The organism is Actinomyces sp. S6-Spd3, from assembly GCF_000758755.1.
GTDB lineage: Bacteria > Actinomycetota > Actinomycetes > Actinomycetales > Actinomycetaceae > Pauljensenia.
The window spans coordinates 11,758-30,162 of the sequence record NZ_JRMV01000274.1; the positions used below are offsets into that span (position 1 = coordinate 11,758).

The window sequence follows — 18,405 nt, forward strand, 5'->3', positions numbered from 1 at the left end:
GAAGTGAGCGCGGGTGCGGCGTATGATCCACACCCGCGCTCACTCTACGTTAGGGTTAATAACGTGACACCCAGCCCTCAGCCCATGCCCCCGATGCGCCTCATTCGCGCAGGTGGCGCTCTCGTGTGGCGCTTTCGCGACCCCGCACGACCGATCATTCCCGGGGAAGTGCTGGATGAACGAGACATCGAAGTCCTGCTGGTTCACCGTCCCCAGTACCACGATTGGTCGTGGCCCAAGGGAAAGATTGAGGGTAAAGAAACTATTCCCGTCGCAGCAGTGCGCGAGGTCGAAGAAGAAACCGGCCACGTCATCCGCCTCGGTGCGCCACTGACTACCCAGCGCTACCGCCTCGGCTCAGGGCAGACCAAGGAAGTGCGCTACTGGGTGGGAACGCTGATGGAAAGTGACGGGGGAAAGGACGACGGCCTCGTCCACCTGCGCAAACCCGTCCACCGTGCACCCTCGCGCGAAATCGACCAAACACAGTGGATGACGACTTCTCGCGCTCACGATCTTCTAACGCGGCGCGGGGACCGGCGCCTGTTGACAGAACTTGTCATGCGAGGCCGCAGCGGCGAACTCGTTACAACCGCGCTGGCACTGCTTCCTCATGCGCGCACGGTTTCTGCTCAACAGTGGGAGGGAGACGAGGAGACTCGGCCCCTGTCGCGTGTTGGCGTGCGAGAAGCCCTCGAGCTGGTCGATCTGCTCTCGTCTTACGGTGTGCGCCGGGCAATGGCGACCTCGAGTGCGCGGACCCGCCAGACCTTGGGGCCGTGGGCTGCACTCGCGGGAGTTGACATCGAGGCGCTTCCCTCGCGCGCCGCTGGAGTGAATTCCCCTTCCTCTGACGAGGCCTTCGCTCGCGCGCTCATTAGTGACAGCGAACCACGGGTCCTATGTGCGCCGCGAAGCATGCTTCCCGGGATTTTTGACGTATTTCGGCAGTTCACGCCTTCGGGTGTGCGCATGAATTTTCCGCTCGATGCCAGAGAACTTTCGGCCTCGGAGATGGTTATTTTGCACACCGTTGTGCATGGGGGACAGGTTCGTGTCCTTGATGTTGAAAGGCATGCGCCCAGGACCGGAGAGTAGCGGTCTAATACGCTGAGTCGTGGATTGAGCCGCTCAGGGTTTGTTGGCCGTTTGCTGCTGCGAGGCAGACGATCTGTCGGTCGCCGCGCTCCCACGATTCGCGGCTTGGGGCAAGCCAGAGCAGATCAAGAGCAGAATCCTCAGCAGGGATCCCAACGTAGGACCGGAAAGCCAATTCGCACTCGCGGCGAGCGTCCGTTTCAAGTTGTGCGGCCTCGGGGAAATTTGCGCCCGCAACCGTTGGTAGCGCGATCACTTCAGCTTGGTGAGGGCGAGAGCAAGAGACGGTTTCCAGGGAATAGGCGCTTGTCGTTGGAGGAACCTGAACGCAGGCGCCGACCGACAGGCGCATCACTGACGAAAAACCGCACCCGCTCAGTGTGCCTGCCCCCAAAACACAGGCAAGCACACCGAGACAGATGCGGTTAAAAAAGGACTTCACTCGATCGAGGGTACTAGACGCCAACGATGAGTGCGCAGATCCAGTAGACGATTCCAGACACAACAGCAGCTGCTGGCAAGGTCAGGAACCATGCCGTCACGATCGAACCTGCAACACCCCAGCGCACGGCGGAGAACCGTTTCGTACATCCCACACCCATAATCGACGTCGATACGACCTGCGTCGTTGAAATCGGGGCGTGGACAACGTAGGAGCACAGGTAGAGGATCGATGAGGAGACCGCTTCTGAGACAAAGCCTCGTGCGGGGTCAAGATCGATGATCTTTCGGCCGATGGTACGCATGATGCGTCCGCCGCCAGCCATTGTCCCCAAAGAAATTGCCAAGGCTCCGGAAATCTTGACCCACAGGGGGACCGTCATGTCTCCGGTTACCGGATCGTAGATCTGGTGTGTTTCGCCGTAGCCGCCGGCAAGAAGAGCCATGACGATAATGCCCATGGTCTTCTGCGCGTCTTGGATACCATGTCCCAGCGCCATAGCCGCAGAGGAAAAACGCTGGGCAGCGCGGAAGCGACGCATGGTGCGGTGGTATTGAGCATTGCGCAAAAGGAAGAGAACGAGGCGCATGACGATGTAGCCGACAACGAAACCGATGATTGGTGAAGCAAACATCGGAATGATGACGGACTTAACGATTCCCCACCAGTACACGGCTGTGCCGCTCATCAAACCTGCACCAACCATGCCACCGATAAGTGCGTGAGAGGATGAAGAAGGCAGACCAAACCACCACGTAATGAGGTTCCAAATACACGCGCCTAGGAGGGCTGCAAGGATGATGACCAGGCCCTTTTGCTGCATTTCCACCTGAGTGGATTCAGCGTATGGGCTGATGGAGATGATTCCCTCGCCAATTGTTTTCGCGACTGCGGTCCCCATCATCGCGCCGAGAATGTTCATGACTGCTGCCATAAGCAAGGCGGCGCGAGGCGTCCAGGCTTTTGTGGAAACCGAAGTGGCGATCGCGTTTGCTGCGTCGTGGAAGCCGTTGGTGTAGCTGAAGAACAGGGCAACGGCGATGACGACGCAAACCAGGATCAGGTTAAGATCCACGACTCAGGATTCCTTCAGTGCGAGGGACTCGATGATATTTGCCAAGTGCTCGAAAGCATCAGCGCAGGCTTCCAAGCTTTCGACAACATCCTTGAGCTTGATGATCGTGATGGGGTCGAGGCCGGAGTCAAAAAGAGTCGTCAGGGCACGGCGGTAGGTGAGGTCGCCTTCGTTTTCGAGGCGGTTGATCTCGATCCAGTAATCGCGCATGTCGACGGGAGACTTCAGCGCCGGCATGTTCTGCGCGGTCAGTTCTGCGCAGTGGGTGAGAACCGCGATCTGCGACTTGAGGAGGGTCAGGATCTCCTCGGGAATGTTAGTAATGCCGTACAGGACCAAGAGGTCACCGGCCTCGTCGATGAAGTCCATGCAATCATCGAGGTGAGCGGCCAGGGACTGAAGATCCTCGCGGTCAAAGGGGGTAATAAAGGACGAATTAATGCGCTGGAAGATCTCGTGATTGAGTTCATCGCATTGGTGTTCAACGCCGTGAAGCTGATCGCGAAGTGCGACTCGCTCTTCGGGGGAAGCAGCGTAGATTTGAGCAAGAATTTCGACGCCCGCAACGAGCTTGTCTGCTTGCTGGGTGAAGAATTCAAAGAAATTTGGGCCCTGCGTTCTGTTGCGGATCCCCATAATGTTCCTCCGATTGTGTTGAGATTGCCTCAAGGCAATCGTCATCCATTACACACTGCATATTCAAGTTCACCGAGGCAGGAACTTCTTGCTGAGTAGTGTGTCTATTGCCACATTATGCCCGAAAGCTCGGATCTCTCGGGAAAACTTGGGCATTCCGTCGCCAAAGTTGACGCATTTGTCAGAATTTTCAGCCCAAAAGGGACCTATCGCCCGCGCAAATGCCGGTGTGGTGAGAGATGATTAGAGACGTAGATCGGGGCGTGACCGCGCCCCAGAATCACCGAGTGCCTCAGGAGGCAAAATGTCCGTGACCGAACAGGATGTGCGTGCAGCCGCTCCGGCAAACGCTCCCGAAGATGTCATCAAGTGGGTTGCTGAAATTGCAGCGCTGACCACCCCTGATCGTGTGGAGTTCGCTGACGGCTCCCAGGAAGAGTGGGATCGCCTCACTTCTCAGATGGTTGAGAGCGGCATGTTCACCAAGCTGAACGAAGAGAAGCGCCCCAACTGCTTCCTCGCCCGTTCCAAGCCCTCTGACGTTGCGCGTGTTGAGTCTCGTACCTTCATCTGCTGTGAGAAGGAAGAAGACGCAGGCCCGACCAACCACTGGGCAGACCCCAAGGAAATGAAGGCAACCCTGCACGAGAAGTTCACGGGTGCCATGAAGGGCCGCACCATGTACGTGGTTCCCTTCTCCATGGGTCCTCTGGGTGGCCCCATCTCCCAGCTCGGCGTTGAGATCACCGACTCTCCCTACGTCGTTGTCAACATGCGCATCATGACCCGTATGGGTGCGGCTGCCATGGACCTCATCAATGAGGGCCGCGTGTGGGTTCCCGCCGTTCACTCCGTCGGCGCTCCGCTGGAGCCCGGTCAGGAAGATTCCAGCTGGCCCTGCAACGACGAGAAGTACATCACCCACTTCCCCGAGACCAACGAAATTTGGTCCTTCGGCTCCGGTTACGGCGGCAACGCGCTGCTGGGCAAGAAGTGCTTCGCACTGCGTATCGCTTCGACCATGGCACGCCGCGACGGCTGGATGGCAGAGCACATGCTCGTCCTGCGCCTGACCCGCGAGTCCACAGGCCAGCAGTTCCACGTCACCGCTGCATTCCCAAGCGCCTGTGGCAAGACCAACCTCGCCATGCTCCAGCCCACCATCCCCGGCTACAAGGTCGAGACCGTGGGTGACGACATCGCTTGGATGCGTCCGGGTGCAGATGGCCGCCTGCGCGCCATCAACCCCGAGGCAGGCTTCTTCGGTGTTGCACCGGGAACCTCCTACCAGACCAACCCCATGGCAATGGAGACCGCAAAGGCCAACTCCATCTTCACCAACGTTGCACTGACCGACGATGGCGATGTGTGGTGGGAAGGCATCGACGGTGAAGTTCCGGCTCACCTGATCGACTGGCACGGCAACGACTGGACCCCCGAGTCCGGCGAAAAGGCTGCTCACCCGAACAGCCGCTTTACCGTTCCCGCCTCTCAGTGCCCCATCATCTGCCCCGACTGGGAAGCACCCGAGGGCGTCGCCATTGACGCGATCCTCTTCGGTGGCCGCCGCGCCACCAACGTGCCGCTGGTCGCCGAGCAGTACGAGCCCGCACACGGCGTGTTTATCGGTGCTTCCGTTGCATCCGAGGTCACCGCTGCTGCAACCGACGTCAAGGCCGGTTCGCTGCGTCACGACCCCTTCGCCATGCTGCCCTTCTGTGGCTACAACATGGCCGACTACTGGGGCCACTGGCTCGAGATGCAGGACAAGCTGGGCGAGAACTTCCCCAAGGTCTACCAGGTCAACTGGTTCCGTAAGGACGAAGACGGCAACTTCATGTGGCCCGGATACGGCGATAACTCCCGTGTTCTGGACTGGATCGTTCGCCGTGCAGCTGGTGAGGTCGAGGCAATCGACGGTGTCACCGGTCGCTACCCCCACTTCGAGGACTTCAACCTCGATGGCCTGGACATCGACGAGGCCAAGTGGGCCAAGCTCTTTGCGATCGACCCCGACGCATGGGCAGCCGAAATGGACGACACCGAGGAATACTTCTCGCAGTTCGGTGACAAGCTCCCCGCAGCTATCACCGAGCAGCTCGCGAAGTTCCGCGCTCGTATCGCTGCTGCAAAGCAGGCCTGATAGCGTCTAGCTAGCATCAAGGCGGGTGGCTCCCCGAGAGGGGAGCCACCCGCTTGTGTTTTATTTGCCTCTATGTTTTAGAGTAGAAAAGGCTTTTTATAGGAAAGGATGGGGTGTGGTCGCCAAACAGTGGAAGTTCATTAACGGCTTTGAATGGGCCGTAATGGATCCGGTTGTTGAAAAGCCGGGAGAACTGTGGATGTGCCTGACCCTGGCCTATGGAACTCTTGACGTGAAACCTGAGGAAATGGGCGCTCTTCACGTTCTGATGGAATCCATTCGAACCGAACTTCAGCGTCCCGTCGAATACGCACCCGGAAAGTTCGATGTCGCTCAAGTTGAGTGCCTGACCTACTTTTCAGAGATCGATATCCGCGTCCATGGACCGCGTGAGATCGTCCGTCAGGCATGGCTGCGTCTTCCCGCTTGCTTTGAGCATCCAGAGCTTTTGCTCCCCGTTTCAGGACGTGCTCCCGCAACGTCGATGTGGACTGCTGACGTGGCAAACAGAACGGGGATCAATGAAGCCTTGCTCTCCGTTTTCCGCAGTGATACCACCACTTTCGAGGCCGATCGCTACTTTGCGTCAGCATGTGATCTTGCGCGGAAACTCTCTCCCTTCGAAGGACGTTATCCCTGTGTTCTTGTGACGACAGAGCCTGATTTTCTTGGTCTTGGCTTCGATCGTGAACCCGATTCTTTGGATCTTGACGACCTGCTTGCTGTGGATGAAGGCATTCCACGAGACCAGTACCTACGCGGCAGTCAATGGCAATGCGGCTTGAACTACCTCTTTTCCTTTGCGGTTCCCCTGACACGTGCCGGACTCGTCGCCCGATGGGCAATTGCAATGGATGCGACAAATATCCTGCGCTCACTGGATCCCAAATACTCGGATTTCAAGGTAACGACGGATGCCTACTCGATCGCACCTGATCTCATTGCGATGATCCGTTTCGACGACTTGGATTCATTCGAGGACGCGCGCCGTTTCCTTGATGCCTATTTCGACCCGGATCGTGACTTCACCGTCAACCTTCAACAGGTCATTAATCGTCATAAAGACGATGAAAACCTGGAGGTTTCCCAGCACCTGCACCGCATTAACGACGATAGTATTCCAACGCGTGACGAGGTCCTCGCACTTATCAACAAAGTAGCGGCACGCGCCCACATTGCCGCTGATGTCGCCTCGCCCGAGCTGCTTGAACGCTTCCCGCTGCTGACCGCGCCGAAGAGCACCTACGATCGCTTCGCAACCACTCATTGCGTGCCCGAACCGGTGGAAGCGCTTCCCTTCCCCTCCACCGAGGGAACAGATCTTCTCTCAAGCGTCCCAGAGAGCCTCAGCGGCTATGCGCTTGCCCTCCCGCATCACCTGATGGTCTCTCCCGAGCGTGTGGTTGCCCAGTGGTATGACGCCTCCAAGGAACGCGACACCTCCCAGGTCGTGCGACGAATTGAGATCAGGGTGTCAGACGTGAGGTGTCTGCTTCGCTCAGGAAAGGCCACGGTCCTCATCGATAGTGATGGAAGCTTCCTCCCGATCTATCCCGAGGCGTACATTTCCCCCGAATCCGTGGTGGTGTTGGACTCGCTCATGCAAGACCTGTCCTCCAGGGTTCCAGTCGTCACAATCGAGCCGCTCTTTGATGAGGAAATCGCTCTGGTCGATCGCTTCACTCACGAGGGCCCCAGCGCCCTTCAAGAGGGAACGATTCAGCCTCTTCCTGACTATCTTTCCCGTCTCAGCCTCCCCACGCCTACCGCTGTGCCCGAGAAACCCCGTCAACGAGGCCGCGCGGCTGCTCGGCCGTCGATGCCTGCCCAAGCGGGCTCGGCCTCGGCAGGGAATAGACGTGCGCGATGGAAACGGCGACGACGCATGCGCCTGACGAACAATGATGTGGATCTCTCGCCCCATGATTCCACTGTGCGGAACACGAAAAGCAAGAGGTGGGTTGTCTGGCTCATCATTGCGCTGATATTCGGGATTTGGCGCTCTTATGTCCATTCGAGTCCAAAACAAACGAATATCCCACATGTCACGCCGTTTCCAACGATCTCGGTAACGGTTCCGACCTTCTCAATTCCTCCGTTCTCGCTTCCAACGCCCGCTCAGACGGGGCAGTGAAGTTGCGAGTCGGAATGAGCTGCTGAAAACCAGTAAGATATTGGTAATTATTCAATCACCCGGGAGTTTCCTGAATGTCTACATACCTCACCGATGATGAGCTCAAGCGCAGCAAAGAGCTCCTGGACCGCATCCAGAAGATCTTCGCGCAGCGCGTGGTTGGCCAAGAGCAGCTCAGGGAAACCCTGATCGTCGGACTTCTTGCACAGGGACACATCCTCATGGAATCGGTGCCCGGTCTTGCAAAGACCACGGCGGCCCAGACCATCGCAATGGCAATCTCAGGAAGCTTCCATCGCATCCAGTGCACGCCGGACCTCATGCCAAACGACATCGTCGGTACGCGCATCTGGAACCAAGCACAAAACGAGATGACGACCGAGTTGGGCCCCGTCCACGCCAATATCGTGCTCCTGGACGAAATTAACCGTTCCTCGGCAAAGACCCAGTCCGCGATGCTTGAAGCCATGCAGGAAGGCCAGACCACCATCGGTGGAACCGTCTACCCACTGCCCAAGCCCTTCATGGTCATGGCAACCCAAAACCCCATCGAAGAAGAAGGTACCTACGTGCTCCCCGAAGCACAGATGGACCGCTTCTTGATGAAGGAAATCATCACCTACCCCCAGCCTCTCGAAGAACTCGAAGTCCTCAATAGGATTGATTCGGGAAGCATGGATAAGCCCATCGATGTTGAGCCCATTACCTTGGAAGAACTGACCTTCCTTCAGCAGATGACTCGTCGCATCTTCCTGCACGACACCTTGAAGGCCTACATCGTCGACCTGATTAACACCACTCGCGGTATGGGGCCGAACCCGCTTCCCGGTTTCTCTCAGCACGTGCGCGTGGGTGCTTCGCCTCGTGGTGGCATTGCCCTGATGCGTGTCAGCCAGGCAGTTGCCCTCATGCAGGGGCGTAACTACGTCATGCCTGAGGATATTAAGAAACTTCGCCACCCGATTTTGCGTCACCGCATCATCCGTACCTTCGACGCAATGGCGGATGATATTTCCGTCGACGGCCTCATTGATGCCGTCTTCTCTGCGGTAGCGGTGCCGTGAGCCCGATCATTAAGAGAGGGGTCGTCGAGGAAGGCTCGCAGACCCTGGGCAATGTCGACCAGCACCAGAAGGCGCGAACGAATAGTTCTCAGCTGCGTGCCCTTGCTGGCCGGACCCAATTGCCTGTCTTGCGCAAACTTCTGTCTCTCATGGAGGGCCAGCACTATTCTGCGCGCGCGGGACAGGGCTGGGAATTCATGGACATGGCCGAATACAAGCCCGGTGATGACGTTAAAGACATCGACTGGGCTGCGACCGCTCGAACCGGAACTCCGATCGTCAAACGTTACGAGGCCAGCGCGAATGTGCAGGTTGTCCTGGTCGTTGACACCGGTCGTTCCATGAGCGCGCTTGCTCCTTCTGGGGAAAGTAAGGAAGCTATTGCTCTGACGATCTGCCAGGCAATCGCGTGGCTTGCATCCAGTCGCGGTGACCAGGTCGGTCTGGTTTCTGGGTGCCAGGGGCGGATGCGTCATATGCCCGCACGCTCGGGTAATGCTCATATTGAGCTGATTTTGCGGCGCCTCGAAGAAGATATCGACTTGCGTTCGCCCTCTTCGGATCTGGAGACCTTGCTTGCGCGAGTGCAAGCGGCAACGCATCGGCGCTCCCTCATCGTCTTGGTTACGGATGAAACGCATCCCCAGCCCACGCCTCGTGCGCTGGAATTACTCAAGCGATTGAGTGTCCACCACCGCATGATCGTCATGCAGGTTGCCGACGCCGATCCCACGAAGCTTCCCAAGGGGACGCGTATCGTTGACGTTGATGCCGGTCCCTTGCCCGGATTCCTTTTGGAAGATTCGCAGATTGCTTCCGAGGCCGCTGTGCGTGCGGAGCAGAGCCGCCAAGTTGTGCGTCAGCTCCTCGATATCCCTGGGATTACACGGGTGAGCGTGTCCTCGAGCGCTGAAGTCGTGCGAACCCTTTTGTCCGCACTGGAAAGGGAAAATCGTGTCCGGTGAACTGCGTGAAGTCGTCAATTACCCGCACTGGATGTGGATTGTCGGCGTTTTACTCCTATCTGCGACCCTTGTGTGGATCGGCGTGTGGGTCATCCGTTGGCTTCGATCGAGCCGCGGGGGTGAAGAAGAACAGGTCACCCTGATCCCTCTGGATGAGAAGCGCCGTCAGCGCTACTTGGGCTTCGTTGACGAGGTCGAGGGACGCCTGCAGTCGAAAGACCTTGATGAACGTGGGGTTCACTTGGCAATCGCCGGTATTTTGAGGGCCCTAGGCACTGAACGCAGTGGACGTGATCTTGAAACCGCAACAGTTGATGAAATCCGTCGAATTGTGCCCACGTGGCCGGAACTTGCCAACGCCCTTGAAGCCTGCGAGCACGGTTTCAAAGCTGAGTCCGAGGCCGATGGAAGCGAAACATATTTCGATGCGAGTGCCATTGCCGGTAAGGCTAGGGAAGTGGTGAAGGCGTGAGATACGGATACCTGATCGCGGTCGTCCTTGTCGTCATTGTTCTTGGCGCGGCCATCGGATGGCGCCGTGTTGGTTTGAAACTCCATGCGAGCGAGAGGCGAGGCTGGGTAGCCAATACGGGCTACGTTCGTAACCTTCCCCGTTACCGCACGCTCATGCGTAAAACGCGGATGATTGTCGCCGCGCTCTTGGCTGTTTTTTGTGTCGGCGCGGCATCTTTGGCTGTTGTCGCAGCGAACCCGGTTGATCGTCGAGTTGAAGACCGACGCCTTGCCTCGCGCGATATTGTCCTCTGCCTTGATGCTTCTGGTTCGATGCTGGACTACGACAGTGAAATCGGCGAAGCCTTCAAGACCTTGGTCGAGCACTTTAATGGGGAGCGCGTCTCCCTGTACCTGTGGAGTGGTCGTTCCGTTCGCAAGTTCCCGCTGACCGATGACTATCCGATGGTGACCGAATACTTGGATGAGCTCAGCTCGGTCCTGAAAAACGGTATTTTGGCGCGCACCTCCAACGGCTACCGGATCTCGAGGGAACTCGCGAAGTACCTGGAAGGAACCGACGATCCCGACGAGCAAGTTGCTTCTCAGATCGGCGACGGCTTGGCCTCGTGCGTCCTGGGCTTCGACCACACGGATCAGGAGCGTTCGCGAACCGTTATTTTGGCCTCGGATAATGAGGTGCTCGGCCAGGGGCTCTATTCCCTGAGCGAGGCGATCGACTTCGCGAAGCGTCAAAAGGTTGAGGTCATTGGGCTATTCCCCGGTGATTACCTGGGCACGGATGGCGAGGATATGAAGAACCAGGTCGAGTCGACCGGGGGACGCCTCTACAAGATGACGAGCTCGGATACAGTGGATTCGATTATTAAAGATATCGAGGCCAAGCAGGTGAACGAGATCGAAGGTGACGCTCGCGTGACCGTCACGGATCGCGTGGGAACTCCCGCGGGCTGGCTTGCCGTCGCTATTCTTTCCTTCCTCGGTCTTTTGGGAGTGACGAGGCTGTAGCCCTCCTGATGTAAGCATGCCCGCACCCAGGCGAGCACGCTCGCGTGGGTCGGGCATGCTCGCCTGGGCATAGAGACAAAAATGTGGGGGCCGCAGCGAGTGCTGCGGCCCCCACACCTATTGTCGAATTAGATCATGCGCGGCGACGCTTGAGTGCCAGCATGCCTGCAAAGAGGCTCATTCCTGCCAGTCCCACGAGCAACGATCCTGCAGCACCGGTGTGTGCCAGGGGAGCGGGCTTCTTGGGGTTCTGAGGCTGCTCAGGAGTGGGCTGAGTAGCCGGAGTGGAAGGCGTTGTTGCCGGTGTGGTCGGAGTCGGCGAGACGTCACATCCGGGGATGGAACCAACCAAGGTGTGGAAGAAGACCATGGGCTTCGAGGTCGGGGTCTGGTGTGCCTTCTCTCCGGTGAGCACAGCGTTCACCTCAACGCTCAAGGAGGAGTTTTCAGGCATGTGTGCAACGGTGAAGGTCAGCGTCTTCTTATCGGCGCTCACGGTCGGGTTGGAGATTCCCGTCACCGACTGTGAGAAGCCGTTAGCAACAAGCTGGCCAGCACCGGGGGTCAGTGCAGAGGCGATCGATGTCTCGTCGAAGGTCGCACCCTGGGGTGCGCTCACGGTCATCGTTGCGTTGTTCAGTTCGCGCGTGGTTGCGGCGTAGAAGCGCATGCGACGCGTTGCGCCAGCAGCATCGGAGTATTGGCGTGAGGGATCCCAGCCGTCTGCCCCAGCTTCACCCCAGAGCTGGCCGGTACCGTGCCAGCTATCGGCGTACTTCTCGCGGCGATCAATATCCTGCGAGTAGGGGGAGAAGACGGTGCGGCCGACGACTCCCGCCTGGCAGTGGCCCACGGTGAGCGAAGGCTCGGGGATGGGGCTGCAAGCGTTGCCGTTTTCGTCGGTGGCGCGCAGGCCGCTCAGGTGAGACGTCGCCTCGTAGTGCTTGGTGTGGTCACCGCTACCAACAAATTCGATGACAGCTGCGTGTCCCAGAGGCAAGCCCTGGTTGAACTTGAGGGTCCAGATGTTGCGTGCTGCATCCGTCTGGGTTGCGGTCGGAACGAGGTCCCAGTGCAGGTTCGACGCAAGTGCACCGAAAGTCTGGCCACGCATGAAGCGATCAACATCGCCGTCGACGACCTGCGAGCTCAGCTCGCCGAAGAACTGAATGTTCGTCATGTCGTCGGGAAGATCGACTGTCAGCTCAGCGCCGGGGAGGATTTCGTAGTTAGCGCCGACCGGGATACGCCAGTACTGAAGGTTCAAGTTTGGGTTAAACCAGTGGTGGTTTTCAAGAATGGCTTGGCTGCCGTGACGAGGGTGAACGCTCTCCATGAAGCCCGAAGTGGCGTAGGGGCCGGCACGCAGTCCTCGAGGGATGTTGTTCATGTTCTGATCGAGCATTGCGCGTGCTGTCCAGTCGACAACGCAGCCGGAGCTACGGTCGCCGTTGATTTGTCCATCAGCGCCTGCCTCGACGGCGTTTGCGCCTACGGCAGTGAGGGAAGAAAAGAGGAGCGCTAGTCCAAGTGAACCAGTTGCAATCTTTGAGAGCGTTTTCATTTTGCCTCGAATTTCCTGGTGATTGTGTATTTAGGACACTGTGCTGCGGATTCAAATTTACATATGCATCTCTTCAGTCGTCAAATAGATGTTCTATCTGCTGAATGTGAGTTCGCCACTATACTTGCCAGTGTTTGATCCGATCCCAGGAGGAATATTGTCGCTCTCCTTCCGACCGCTCATGCCGGTTTACCTCGTCGTCGTGATAGCTGCGGCATGCCTATTTTTCTCCTGGTGGAGTGCTCGTCGTCATCAACCCTTCAGGACTTCTGATCTGGTCAGAAGAGGTGGAATTTCCCTCGCCCTTTTGTCGATTTTGGTGGGTCCCTCGATCCCCGGAGAAGCACAAAAAGTCACAACCAATGTTGAGGTGTGGCTCGCGATTGACCGCACGGGTTCAATGGCGGCCGAGGACTGGGATGGCTCGAAGCCACGTCTGGACGGTGTGCGTCACGATGTCGAGACCATCCTCACTGCCGCCCCGGGTGCTCGCTACCGTATCGTGACTTGGGATTCCGAGGCCGACACTGGACTTCCGCTGACCACTGACCTTGGTGCGGTTCGCTCTTTTATGAGTACGCTCACCCATGAAGTCAGTTCCACCTCTCGTGGCTCTTCTCCGGATCGTCCGGCGGCCTACCTTGCAGAGGAGATGCAAGCTGCCGCAAAGAAACACCCAGAGAACACTCGCGTCCTTTTCGTCTTTACCGATGGGGAGACCTCCAATAGTGATGCGTGGCGCGGCGTGGGCGCGGGCGAGTCAGATGACTGGAAGAAGGTGCAACCCGAGCTTTCGGGCGGCCTCGTCATTGGGTACGGGACTGAAAAGGGCGGTCGCATGAAGGTCTCCGCCTTGGGGCAAGAGAATTCGAAGACTCCTGAGTACATTAAGGACTACAGCCAGGCCGGAACTCCTGATGCGATCTCGAAGATTGATGTTGCGAAGCTCAACCAGATTGCCTCCCAGCTCGGTGTCGATATGGTGCGTTCTCCCAGTGATTCAGCAATTCGAGACGCTGCCAGTTCGTCTGTTTCCAACGCCCGTAATATTGCGGATAGTCGCGATATGATTCAGACTTCTCGCTATATTCTCTGGCCCTCGGCGCTGGTTCTCACCGTGCTCATGGCATGGGAGGCCGCCATTTTTGCCGGCCGCGTTCACGCACTGAGGAGGACCCGTGCGATTTAAGCATCGATCGACAGCTCGAGTAGAGGAACGTCCCGAGGGTTTCTACCAACCGCCCGCGGGTGCACAGAACGGTGGCGAGGCCTCGTCAGAGGGAAATCCGAGCGCAAGGCCAGCCTCGGCAGACCGGGCTCAACGCAGCGCGCGTCGTCCGCGCAATGGAAAACTACTGCGCCCGCTGTGGTGGTCCATGCCCGTCGTCGCCGTCACGCTTGCGGTTGGAACCTATATGGTTTCGCTTCCCCTGTGGGCCTGGGCAACGGGTAGGACCGTGCGTGCGGGCAATCACGAGGCCGCGCTTAGCTCCTATTCGCGCCAGATCTACTGGGGGGACCTGGGGCCTGCGAGCTGGGTTGCGCACTACAACGCGGGTACCGAAGACCTTCGGCTCGACCACATCGATTCGGGTGTGGAGCAACTGCGTACCGCGTGGGACCGTGTTCCCAAGGCGCGACAGGTTGAGGATGGGCGCATTGAAACCTATTCCTACGAGTGCACCGTGCGAATGAACCTTGCGCTCGGATTGGAAAAGCAGGGTGACGCCGCGATGGCGAGTGACCGTGCTCAGGCGGCAGCCCTCTACAAGGAGATGGGGGAGGTCGTTTCCCCCTGTCAGTCGACGTCCTCGACGCAGAATCAGCAAAATCAGCAGGGCCAGGGTGGTGGAGCTGATGCTGATAAGGCGCATGATCGTGCGAAGCAGAAGCAAGAGCAGGCTGAAAAGTCCGATAACAAAGATAATCAGGACAACAAAGACAACAAAGACAACAAAGATAACAAGGACGACAAGAATAAAGACGATAAGCAGGATCAGAATCAGGACGATCAGAACAAGGACAATAAGGACAATAAAGACAACAAGGATCAGCAGACTGACAAGCAGAAGGATCCTTATGACGGCGAAACTGCTGAGCAGCGCAAGAAGCGTGAGGAAATGCAGCGCCGCTTAGAAAAGGGTGACCAAGACGGTCGCAAGGAACAAGATCGTAAGCGCGGCACCGGCGGAAACGGCGCCTGGTAAAGGCGATCAGTGACTTAGGTCCCAATGGGGAATAGCTGAAGTTCTGGCTGGGTTGAGATCTTCAGTGCTGCTGAAGATGCGGCTCAGTGATGAAAGGTTTGTCCCATGACGTACAAGGTCGCATACATTATTGGTTCTCTGTCCTCCACATCCGTTAACCGCAAGCTTGTCGGTGCGATGATTGCCGATGCTCCCCAGGATTTGGAATTCGTCGAGGCGAACTTCTCCCAGTTCCCCCTGTATAGCCCTGATCTCGAGGCGGATTACCCGCAGGTGGCTACTGAGTTCAAGACAATCCTTGAAGAGGCTGACGCGGTGCTTATTGCAAGCCCTGAATACGATCGCTCGATCCCCGGTGGTTTGAAGAATGCCATTGACTGGATGGGACGCCCGTGGGGATCGAACCCGATTGGTGGCAAGCCACTGTACGTCGTTGGCGCTTCTGTGGGTTCGGTTGGAGCTGCTCTTGGGCAGGCGGCTGTGCGTCAGACGCTCTCTTTCTTTAATCCGCTGAACATGACTCAGCCTGAAATGTTCCTTCAAGCAAATGCTGATTCCTTTGGCGAGGATGGTCGTTTTGTTGACGCTGGAACGCAGGCTTTCGTGAAGTCAGCTGTCGAGGCCTTCGCGGAGTTTATCCGCCGTCACGCCTAAGCTTGGGCCCCCAATACCACAAATGGGACTAAAGTCCCCAGGTGGTGTCGGGGGTCTTTTTGTGCCCAATTTTGAGTGAGCGGAGTGTGGAAACCGGGAATGGTAGCGGCCGTGTTTAAGAGAGGTAGACATGGTTGTCGTTTCGCTCGAAAATGGCGAAAATCTGCGGAAAATTCGCATCGAACTCAAGGGGGCGAAAACGTTCAGTCCGACTAGCTCTCGCGGTAACGTGAGTGCCGGAGACGTGAAAAACCCCTGACATACTGCGTCTCCGGAGGGCGCCTGTTGACTCACTTTCAGGCGCCCTCAATCTTAAGATCCATCTGGGTTAAGCTGATGAAGGACAACTTCTTGCACTGAGGATGGGACATGAGTGAAACACTGCCTGAGGCCTCGGACCACCCGGGGGCTGAGCAAAGCGCATGTCCGCGTTTGGAGCGTCCTCGCCCACAGCATCCGCCCGTCTACCAGCACGCCTCGGAAAAACTCGATTTCCTTCAAGAACGTGACTGGGGCTTCGATGACGTTGTTGACGCTCTTTTCTTTATCTTCTCCGGAATCGCAACACTGTGGCTCGCATACGTGTTTTTGGCGGGTTCCATCAGGCTTAAACCCACCGCAATTGCCTGGTTTGCCATCTGCTGGGGAGTGACTGCCTACCTTGCGCTTCCGCGACTTCATCAGCTTCTCACATGGCTCTATGTCCCCGACTATTTCATTGGGCGCACCAGGACTGCTGATGGCTTGCTGGGTGACCCGGTGAATCTGGCACTGCTGGGTAGTGAAATTGATATTCACGCAGCGATGACTGCTGCAGGTTGGGTGCGAGCCGACCCCATCAGCCCCAGAAGTGTGCTCCGTGTGATCCGTTCATGGCTCACTCGCCAGCACTATGATTCTGCGCCGGTATCAAACTTGGTGCTCTTCGGGCGAAAACAGCATTTTGCTTATCAAAAATCAGTTCCAGGGAAGTCGTCGGAGCGCCACCATGTGCGTTTTTGGCGCACTCCTCAAGGATGGGTCCTCCCCGGCGGTAGGCGGGTCGAGTGGCTTGCCGCTGGTACCTATGACCGGGCAATTGGTCTGAGCCTGCTCACCTTCCAAATCACTCACAAGATCGATGCGGATATCGACATTGAGCGCAACTTCATCGTTGATGATGTCCTCTATGCCTGCGAGGATGCCCGCGTCGAAATCTTGCCTGACTTCTTCAGTGCCTATCACGATAAGAACGGTGGCGGTGACCGAGTCGTCACCGACGGTGACCTCTACCTTCTCGATGTCACCGACGTTGAAGTTGATGACGAAGACACGGTTCAAATCGCTGACGCCCATGTCGTTGATACGCGGGCACATCGCCGGCGCCCCACTCAGTTGATCGTCGGAATGATGCTGGTAGCCTGCATGGTTCTGACCGAGGTTATCAATGCGGTGCTTATTTTGCGAAACCCTTGGAAGTACGCCGCGATCAATGTCGGACCCCTTGATGAGCTTGCAGAATCGCAGATTAATCTCCTTGCGCTGCGTCTGACGGTTGGTCTTGTTTCTGTCATTCTGGTTGGTCTGGTGATCGTCACCGCCGCACTCACGTGGCAGGGACACCCTCGTGCGCGAATCATCTTGATGACCGCGCTGAGCTTGAACATTCTTGTCGCCGTAGCCGATATAGCCCACTCGGGAACAAGTCATATCTTGCTGATGACTCTGATCGGATCATCGCTCAACGTTTTGGCGCTTCTTGCCTTGTCGGCGAGGGCATGCCATCAGTGGGTGCGCGAACGCAAACGGGATCGAATTGCGGCAGCTCTTGAGCTAGCCAACTGAAAAGTATCTTAGTTTGCTGGCGCCATGAACCAGGCTGCGCGCGAATCCGTTGCAATCCCTTCGTTATACGCCAAGCCAGCGTATGCGGCCGCATCCTTGCCCAGCTGTGAGGAAAGGAATGCGCGGAAGGAATCCACGGCCTCGGCGTGAGTGGAAGCAGGTAGGGGAGCGGCCACTACCTCGCGGGAAACGCACGATCCTGGGATCGCTTGGGCGCGGCTTTCCGTGCCCGTGTTCGAGGCCGCGGCAACTGCCAGGCGCGCATCCCACACGAGGATCGGGCGCGCGTGAGAGCCTTGCGTGGATTCGGCCTCGGGGATGATTGAGGCGCGGTCGGCGGGGATTGTGACGCTCCACTGACCCAGCGCGTCACCGGTCGAAGAGGAGAAGCTTCCCGATTCGTGCAGGTCGGCTGCCCAGTCTTCGAAGCCCTCTCCGAGAGCCTTCTGGGCGTTGGCGATGTACTGGCTTCCGATTGCCGAATTCTCCGGGGGAAGCGCGGTGAGCGGCGCGTTGCTTGAAGATGAGAGTTCCGCTAGAGAGTTTGGTAGGGCCTTGCGGTTTGCGGAAAACCATGAGCGATCCGCGTAGGCGCAAATCGGGTCGTTGCCGATTGCCGTGGGGGATGTCGTCGCGCCCAGGGAAGCGGCCGTGGCCGAATCAATGCCGAAGAGGATATCGGCATCGAGAGAACTCGAAATAGAGGAGGCGGGGAATTGCTCAATGGTGTAGCCGCTTGCGGCCTCGAAGGCTGAGACGTAGTCGTCGGGGAGCTGCCAGCCGGGAGCGTAAGCAATGCGCAGGGTTCCACTTCCGCGCGGGATTCCTTGGTCACCGCTTGCCTTCGTGTGTTTCGCTACTGCCGAGGCCGAGCCCGCTTGGGTGGAAGAGCTTGAGTCTGTGCGGAAAGGATCGTCCGTCCACTGGGCTCCCTGCGGGATTGACGGGGAGCAGGCGCTGAGCGCGAGCGTGCACAGGATGGCGGCGCTGGCGAAGCGGCGAGCTTGGCCTTGAGTGGACGGAGAGGCGGTATTGGTCTTTCGCACCGTACCAGTCTAAGCAATAGTGCATAGAAGGTGAGATATTCGCGCGTCGATAGGGCAAAATGTTTGTATCG

General features: G+C 57.8%; 16 protein-coding genes. 11 read left to right on the forward strand and 5 right to left on the reverse strand.

Annotated features, from left to right (window positions below; translation table 11 throughout):
* Window positions 1-63 precede the first annotated feature (63 nt).
* Window positions 64-1,098, forward strand: coding sequence for an NUDIX hydrolase (locus tag HMPREF1627_RS03525; RefSeq protein ID WP_234305234.1), 1,035 nt, complete (start codon window positions 64-66; stop codon window positions 1,096-1,098).
* 4 nt (window positions 1,099-1,102) lie between these two features.
* Here HMPREF1627_RS03525 and HMPREF1627_RS03530 read toward each other — a convergent pair whose 3' ends face one another.
* The 3 genes from HMPREF1627_RS03530 to HMPREF1627_RS03540 are packed head-to-tail and all read right to left on the reverse strand — an operon-like array spanning window position 1,103 to window position 3,251.
* Window positions 1,103-1,540, reverse strand: coding sequence for a septum formation family protein (locus HMPREF1627_RS03530; RefSeq protein ID WP_234305235.1), 438 nt, complete (start codon window positions 1,538-1,540; stop codon window positions 1,103-1,105).
* Between the two features lie 13 nt (window positions 1,541-1,553).
* Window positions 1,554-2,615 (reverse strand): inorganic phosphate transporter, encoded by a 1,062-nt coding sequence (locus HMPREF1627_RS03535; protein WP_034501206.1) that lies wholly within the window; start codon window positions 2,613-2,615, stop codon window positions 1,554-1,556.
* 3 nt (window positions 2,616-2,618) lie between these two features.
* Window positions 2,619-3,251 (reverse strand): DUF47 domain-containing protein, encoded by a 633-nt coding sequence (locus HMPREF1627_RS03540; protein ID WP_081940753.1) that lies wholly within the window; start codon window positions 3,249-3,251, stop codon window positions 2,619-2,621.
* 304 nt (window positions 3,252-3,555) lie between these two features.
* Between HMPREF1627_RS03540 and HMPREF1627_RS03545 the strand changes: the two genes are divergently transcribed.
* The 6 genes from HMPREF1627_RS03545 (at window position 3,556) to HMPREF1627_RS03570 (ending at window position 11,039) form a co-directional block, all read left to right on the forward strand.
* Window positions 3,556-5,394, forward strand: a complete 1,839-nt coding sequence (locus HMPREF1627_RS03545) for a phosphoenolpyruvate carboxykinase (GTP) (protein ID WP_034501208.1) — start codon at window positions 3,556-3,558, stop codon at window positions 5,392-5,394.
* 115 nt (window positions 5,395-5,509) lie between these two features.
* On the forward strand, window positions 5,510-7,528 hold the full coding sequence (locus tag HMPREF1627_RS03550; RefSeq protein ID WP_234305236.1) for a hypothetical protein: 2,019 nt from the start codon (window positions 5,510-5,512) through the stop codon (window positions 7,526-7,528).
* Window positions 7,529-7,602: 74 nt separating this feature from the next.
* Window positions 7,603-8,592 (forward strand): AAA family ATPase, encoded by a 990-nt coding sequence (locus tag HMPREF1627_RS03555; RefSeq protein WP_034501209.1) that lies wholly within the window; start codon window positions 7,603-7,605, stop codon window positions 8,590-8,592.
* A complete protein-coding gene (locus tag HMPREF1627_RS03560) occupies window positions 8,589-9,557 on the forward strand; it encodes a DUF58 domain-containing protein (protein ID WP_034501210.1) in 969 nt (322 codons plus the stop codon). Before HMPREF1627_RS03555 ends, HMPREF1627_RS03560 begins: the two co-directional genes overlap by 4 nt.
* Window positions 9,547-10,029 carry a hypothetical protein gene (locus HMPREF1627_RS03565; RefSeq protein ID WP_034501211.1) on the forward strand — a complete coding sequence of 161 codons (483 nt, stop codon included), beginning with the start codon at window positions 9,547-9,549 and terminating at the stop codon, window positions 10,027-10,029. The genes HMPREF1627_RS03560 and HMPREF1627_RS03565 overlap by 11 nt, the downstream gene beginning before the upstream one ends.
* A complete protein-coding gene (locus HMPREF1627_RS03570; RefSeq protein WP_034501212.1) occupies window positions 10,026-11,039 on the forward strand; it encodes a vWA domain-containing protein in 1,014 nt (337 codons plus the stop codon). Before HMPREF1627_RS03565 ends, HMPREF1627_RS03570 begins: the two co-directional genes overlap by 4 nt.
* Before the next feature lie 133 nt (window positions 11,040-11,172).
* Here the strand turns inward: HMPREF1627_RS03570 and HMPREF1627_RS03575 are convergent, their stop codons facing one another.
* A complete protein-coding gene (locus HMPREF1627_RS03575) occupies window positions 11,173-12,603 on the reverse strand; it encodes a hypothetical protein (RefSeq protein WP_034501214.1) in 1,431 nt (476 codons plus the stop codon).
* A gap of 157 nt (window positions 12,604-12,760) precedes the next feature.
* On the opposite strand from HMPREF1627_RS03575, the gene HMPREF1627_RS03580 reads away from it, so the two are divergent.
* The 4 genes from HMPREF1627_RS03580 to HMPREF1627_RS03595 all read left to right on the forward strand — a co-directional run bounded on the left by HMPREF1627_RS03580 (window position 12,761) and on the right by HMPREF1627_RS03595 (window position 17,288).
* Window positions 12,761-13,792 (forward strand): vWA domain-containing protein, encoded by a 1,032-nt coding sequence (locus HMPREF1627_RS03580; RefSeq protein WP_234305237.1) that lies wholly within the window; start codon window positions 12,761-12,763, stop codon window positions 13,790-13,792.
* The gene (locus HMPREF1627_RS03585) at window positions 13,782-14,810 is read left to right on the forward strand and encodes a hypothetical protein (protein WP_034501217.1); all 1,029 of its coding nucleotides are present in this window, start codon (window positions 13,782-13,784) and stop codon (window positions 14,808-14,810) included. Before HMPREF1627_RS03580 ends, HMPREF1627_RS03585 begins: the two co-directional genes overlap by 11 nt.
* Before the next feature lie 105 nt (window positions 14,811-14,915).
* The gene (locus HMPREF1627_RS03590; RefSeq protein ID WP_034501218.1) at window positions 14,916-15,464 is read left to right on the forward strand and encodes an NADPH-dependent FMN reductase; all 549 of its coding nucleotides are present in this window, start codon (window positions 14,916-14,918) and stop codon (window positions 15,462-15,464) included.
* Window positions 15,465-15,833: 369 nt separating this feature from the next.
* Window positions 15,834-17,288: an LssY C-terminal domain-containing protein gene (locus tag HMPREF1627_RS03595; RefSeq protein WP_081940754.1), complete on the forward strand. Its 1,455-nt coding sequence runs from the start codon at window positions 15,834-15,836 to the stop codon at window positions 17,286-17,288.
* Window positions 17,289-17,296: 8 nt separating this feature from the next.
* Here the strand turns inward: HMPREF1627_RS03595 and HMPREF1627_RS03600 are convergent, their stop codons facing one another.
* Window positions 17,297-18,334 carry a hypothetical protein gene (locus HMPREF1627_RS03600; RefSeq protein WP_034501219.1) on the reverse strand — a complete coding sequence of 346 codons (1,038 nt, stop codon included), beginning with the start codon at window positions 18,332-18,334 and terminating at the stop codon, window positions 17,297-17,299.
* Window positions 18,335-18,405: the final 71 nt, after the last annotated feature.

Excerpts from the sequence above, each read along its gene's own strand:
- HMPREF1627_RS03540 (WP_081940753.1), bottom strand. The coding sequence starts at position 3,251 with ATGGGGATCCGCAACAGAACGCAGGGCCCAAATTTCTTTGAATTCTTC.
- HMPREF1627_RS03545 (WP_034501208.1), top strand. The coding sequence starts at position 3,556 with ATGTCCGTGACCGAACAGGATGTGCGTGCAGCCGCTCCGGCAAACGCT.
- HMPREF1627_RS03555 (WP_034501209.1), top strand. The coding sequence starts at position 7,603 with ATGTCTACATACCTCACCGATGATGAGCTCAAGCGCAGCAAAGAGCTC.
- HMPREF1627_RS03575 (WP_034501214.1), bottom strand. The coding sequence starts at position 12,603 with ATGAAAACGCTCTCAAAGATTGCAACTGGTTCACTTGGACTAGCGCTC.
- HMPREF1627_RS03590 (WP_034501218.1), top strand. The coding sequence starts at position 14,916 with ATGACGTACAAGGTCGCATACATTATTGGTTCTCTGTCCTCCACATCC.
- HMPREF1627_RS03595 (WP_081940754.1), top strand. The coding sequence starts at position 15,834 with ATGAGTGAAACACTGCCTGAGGCCTCGGACCACCCGGGGGCTGAGCAA.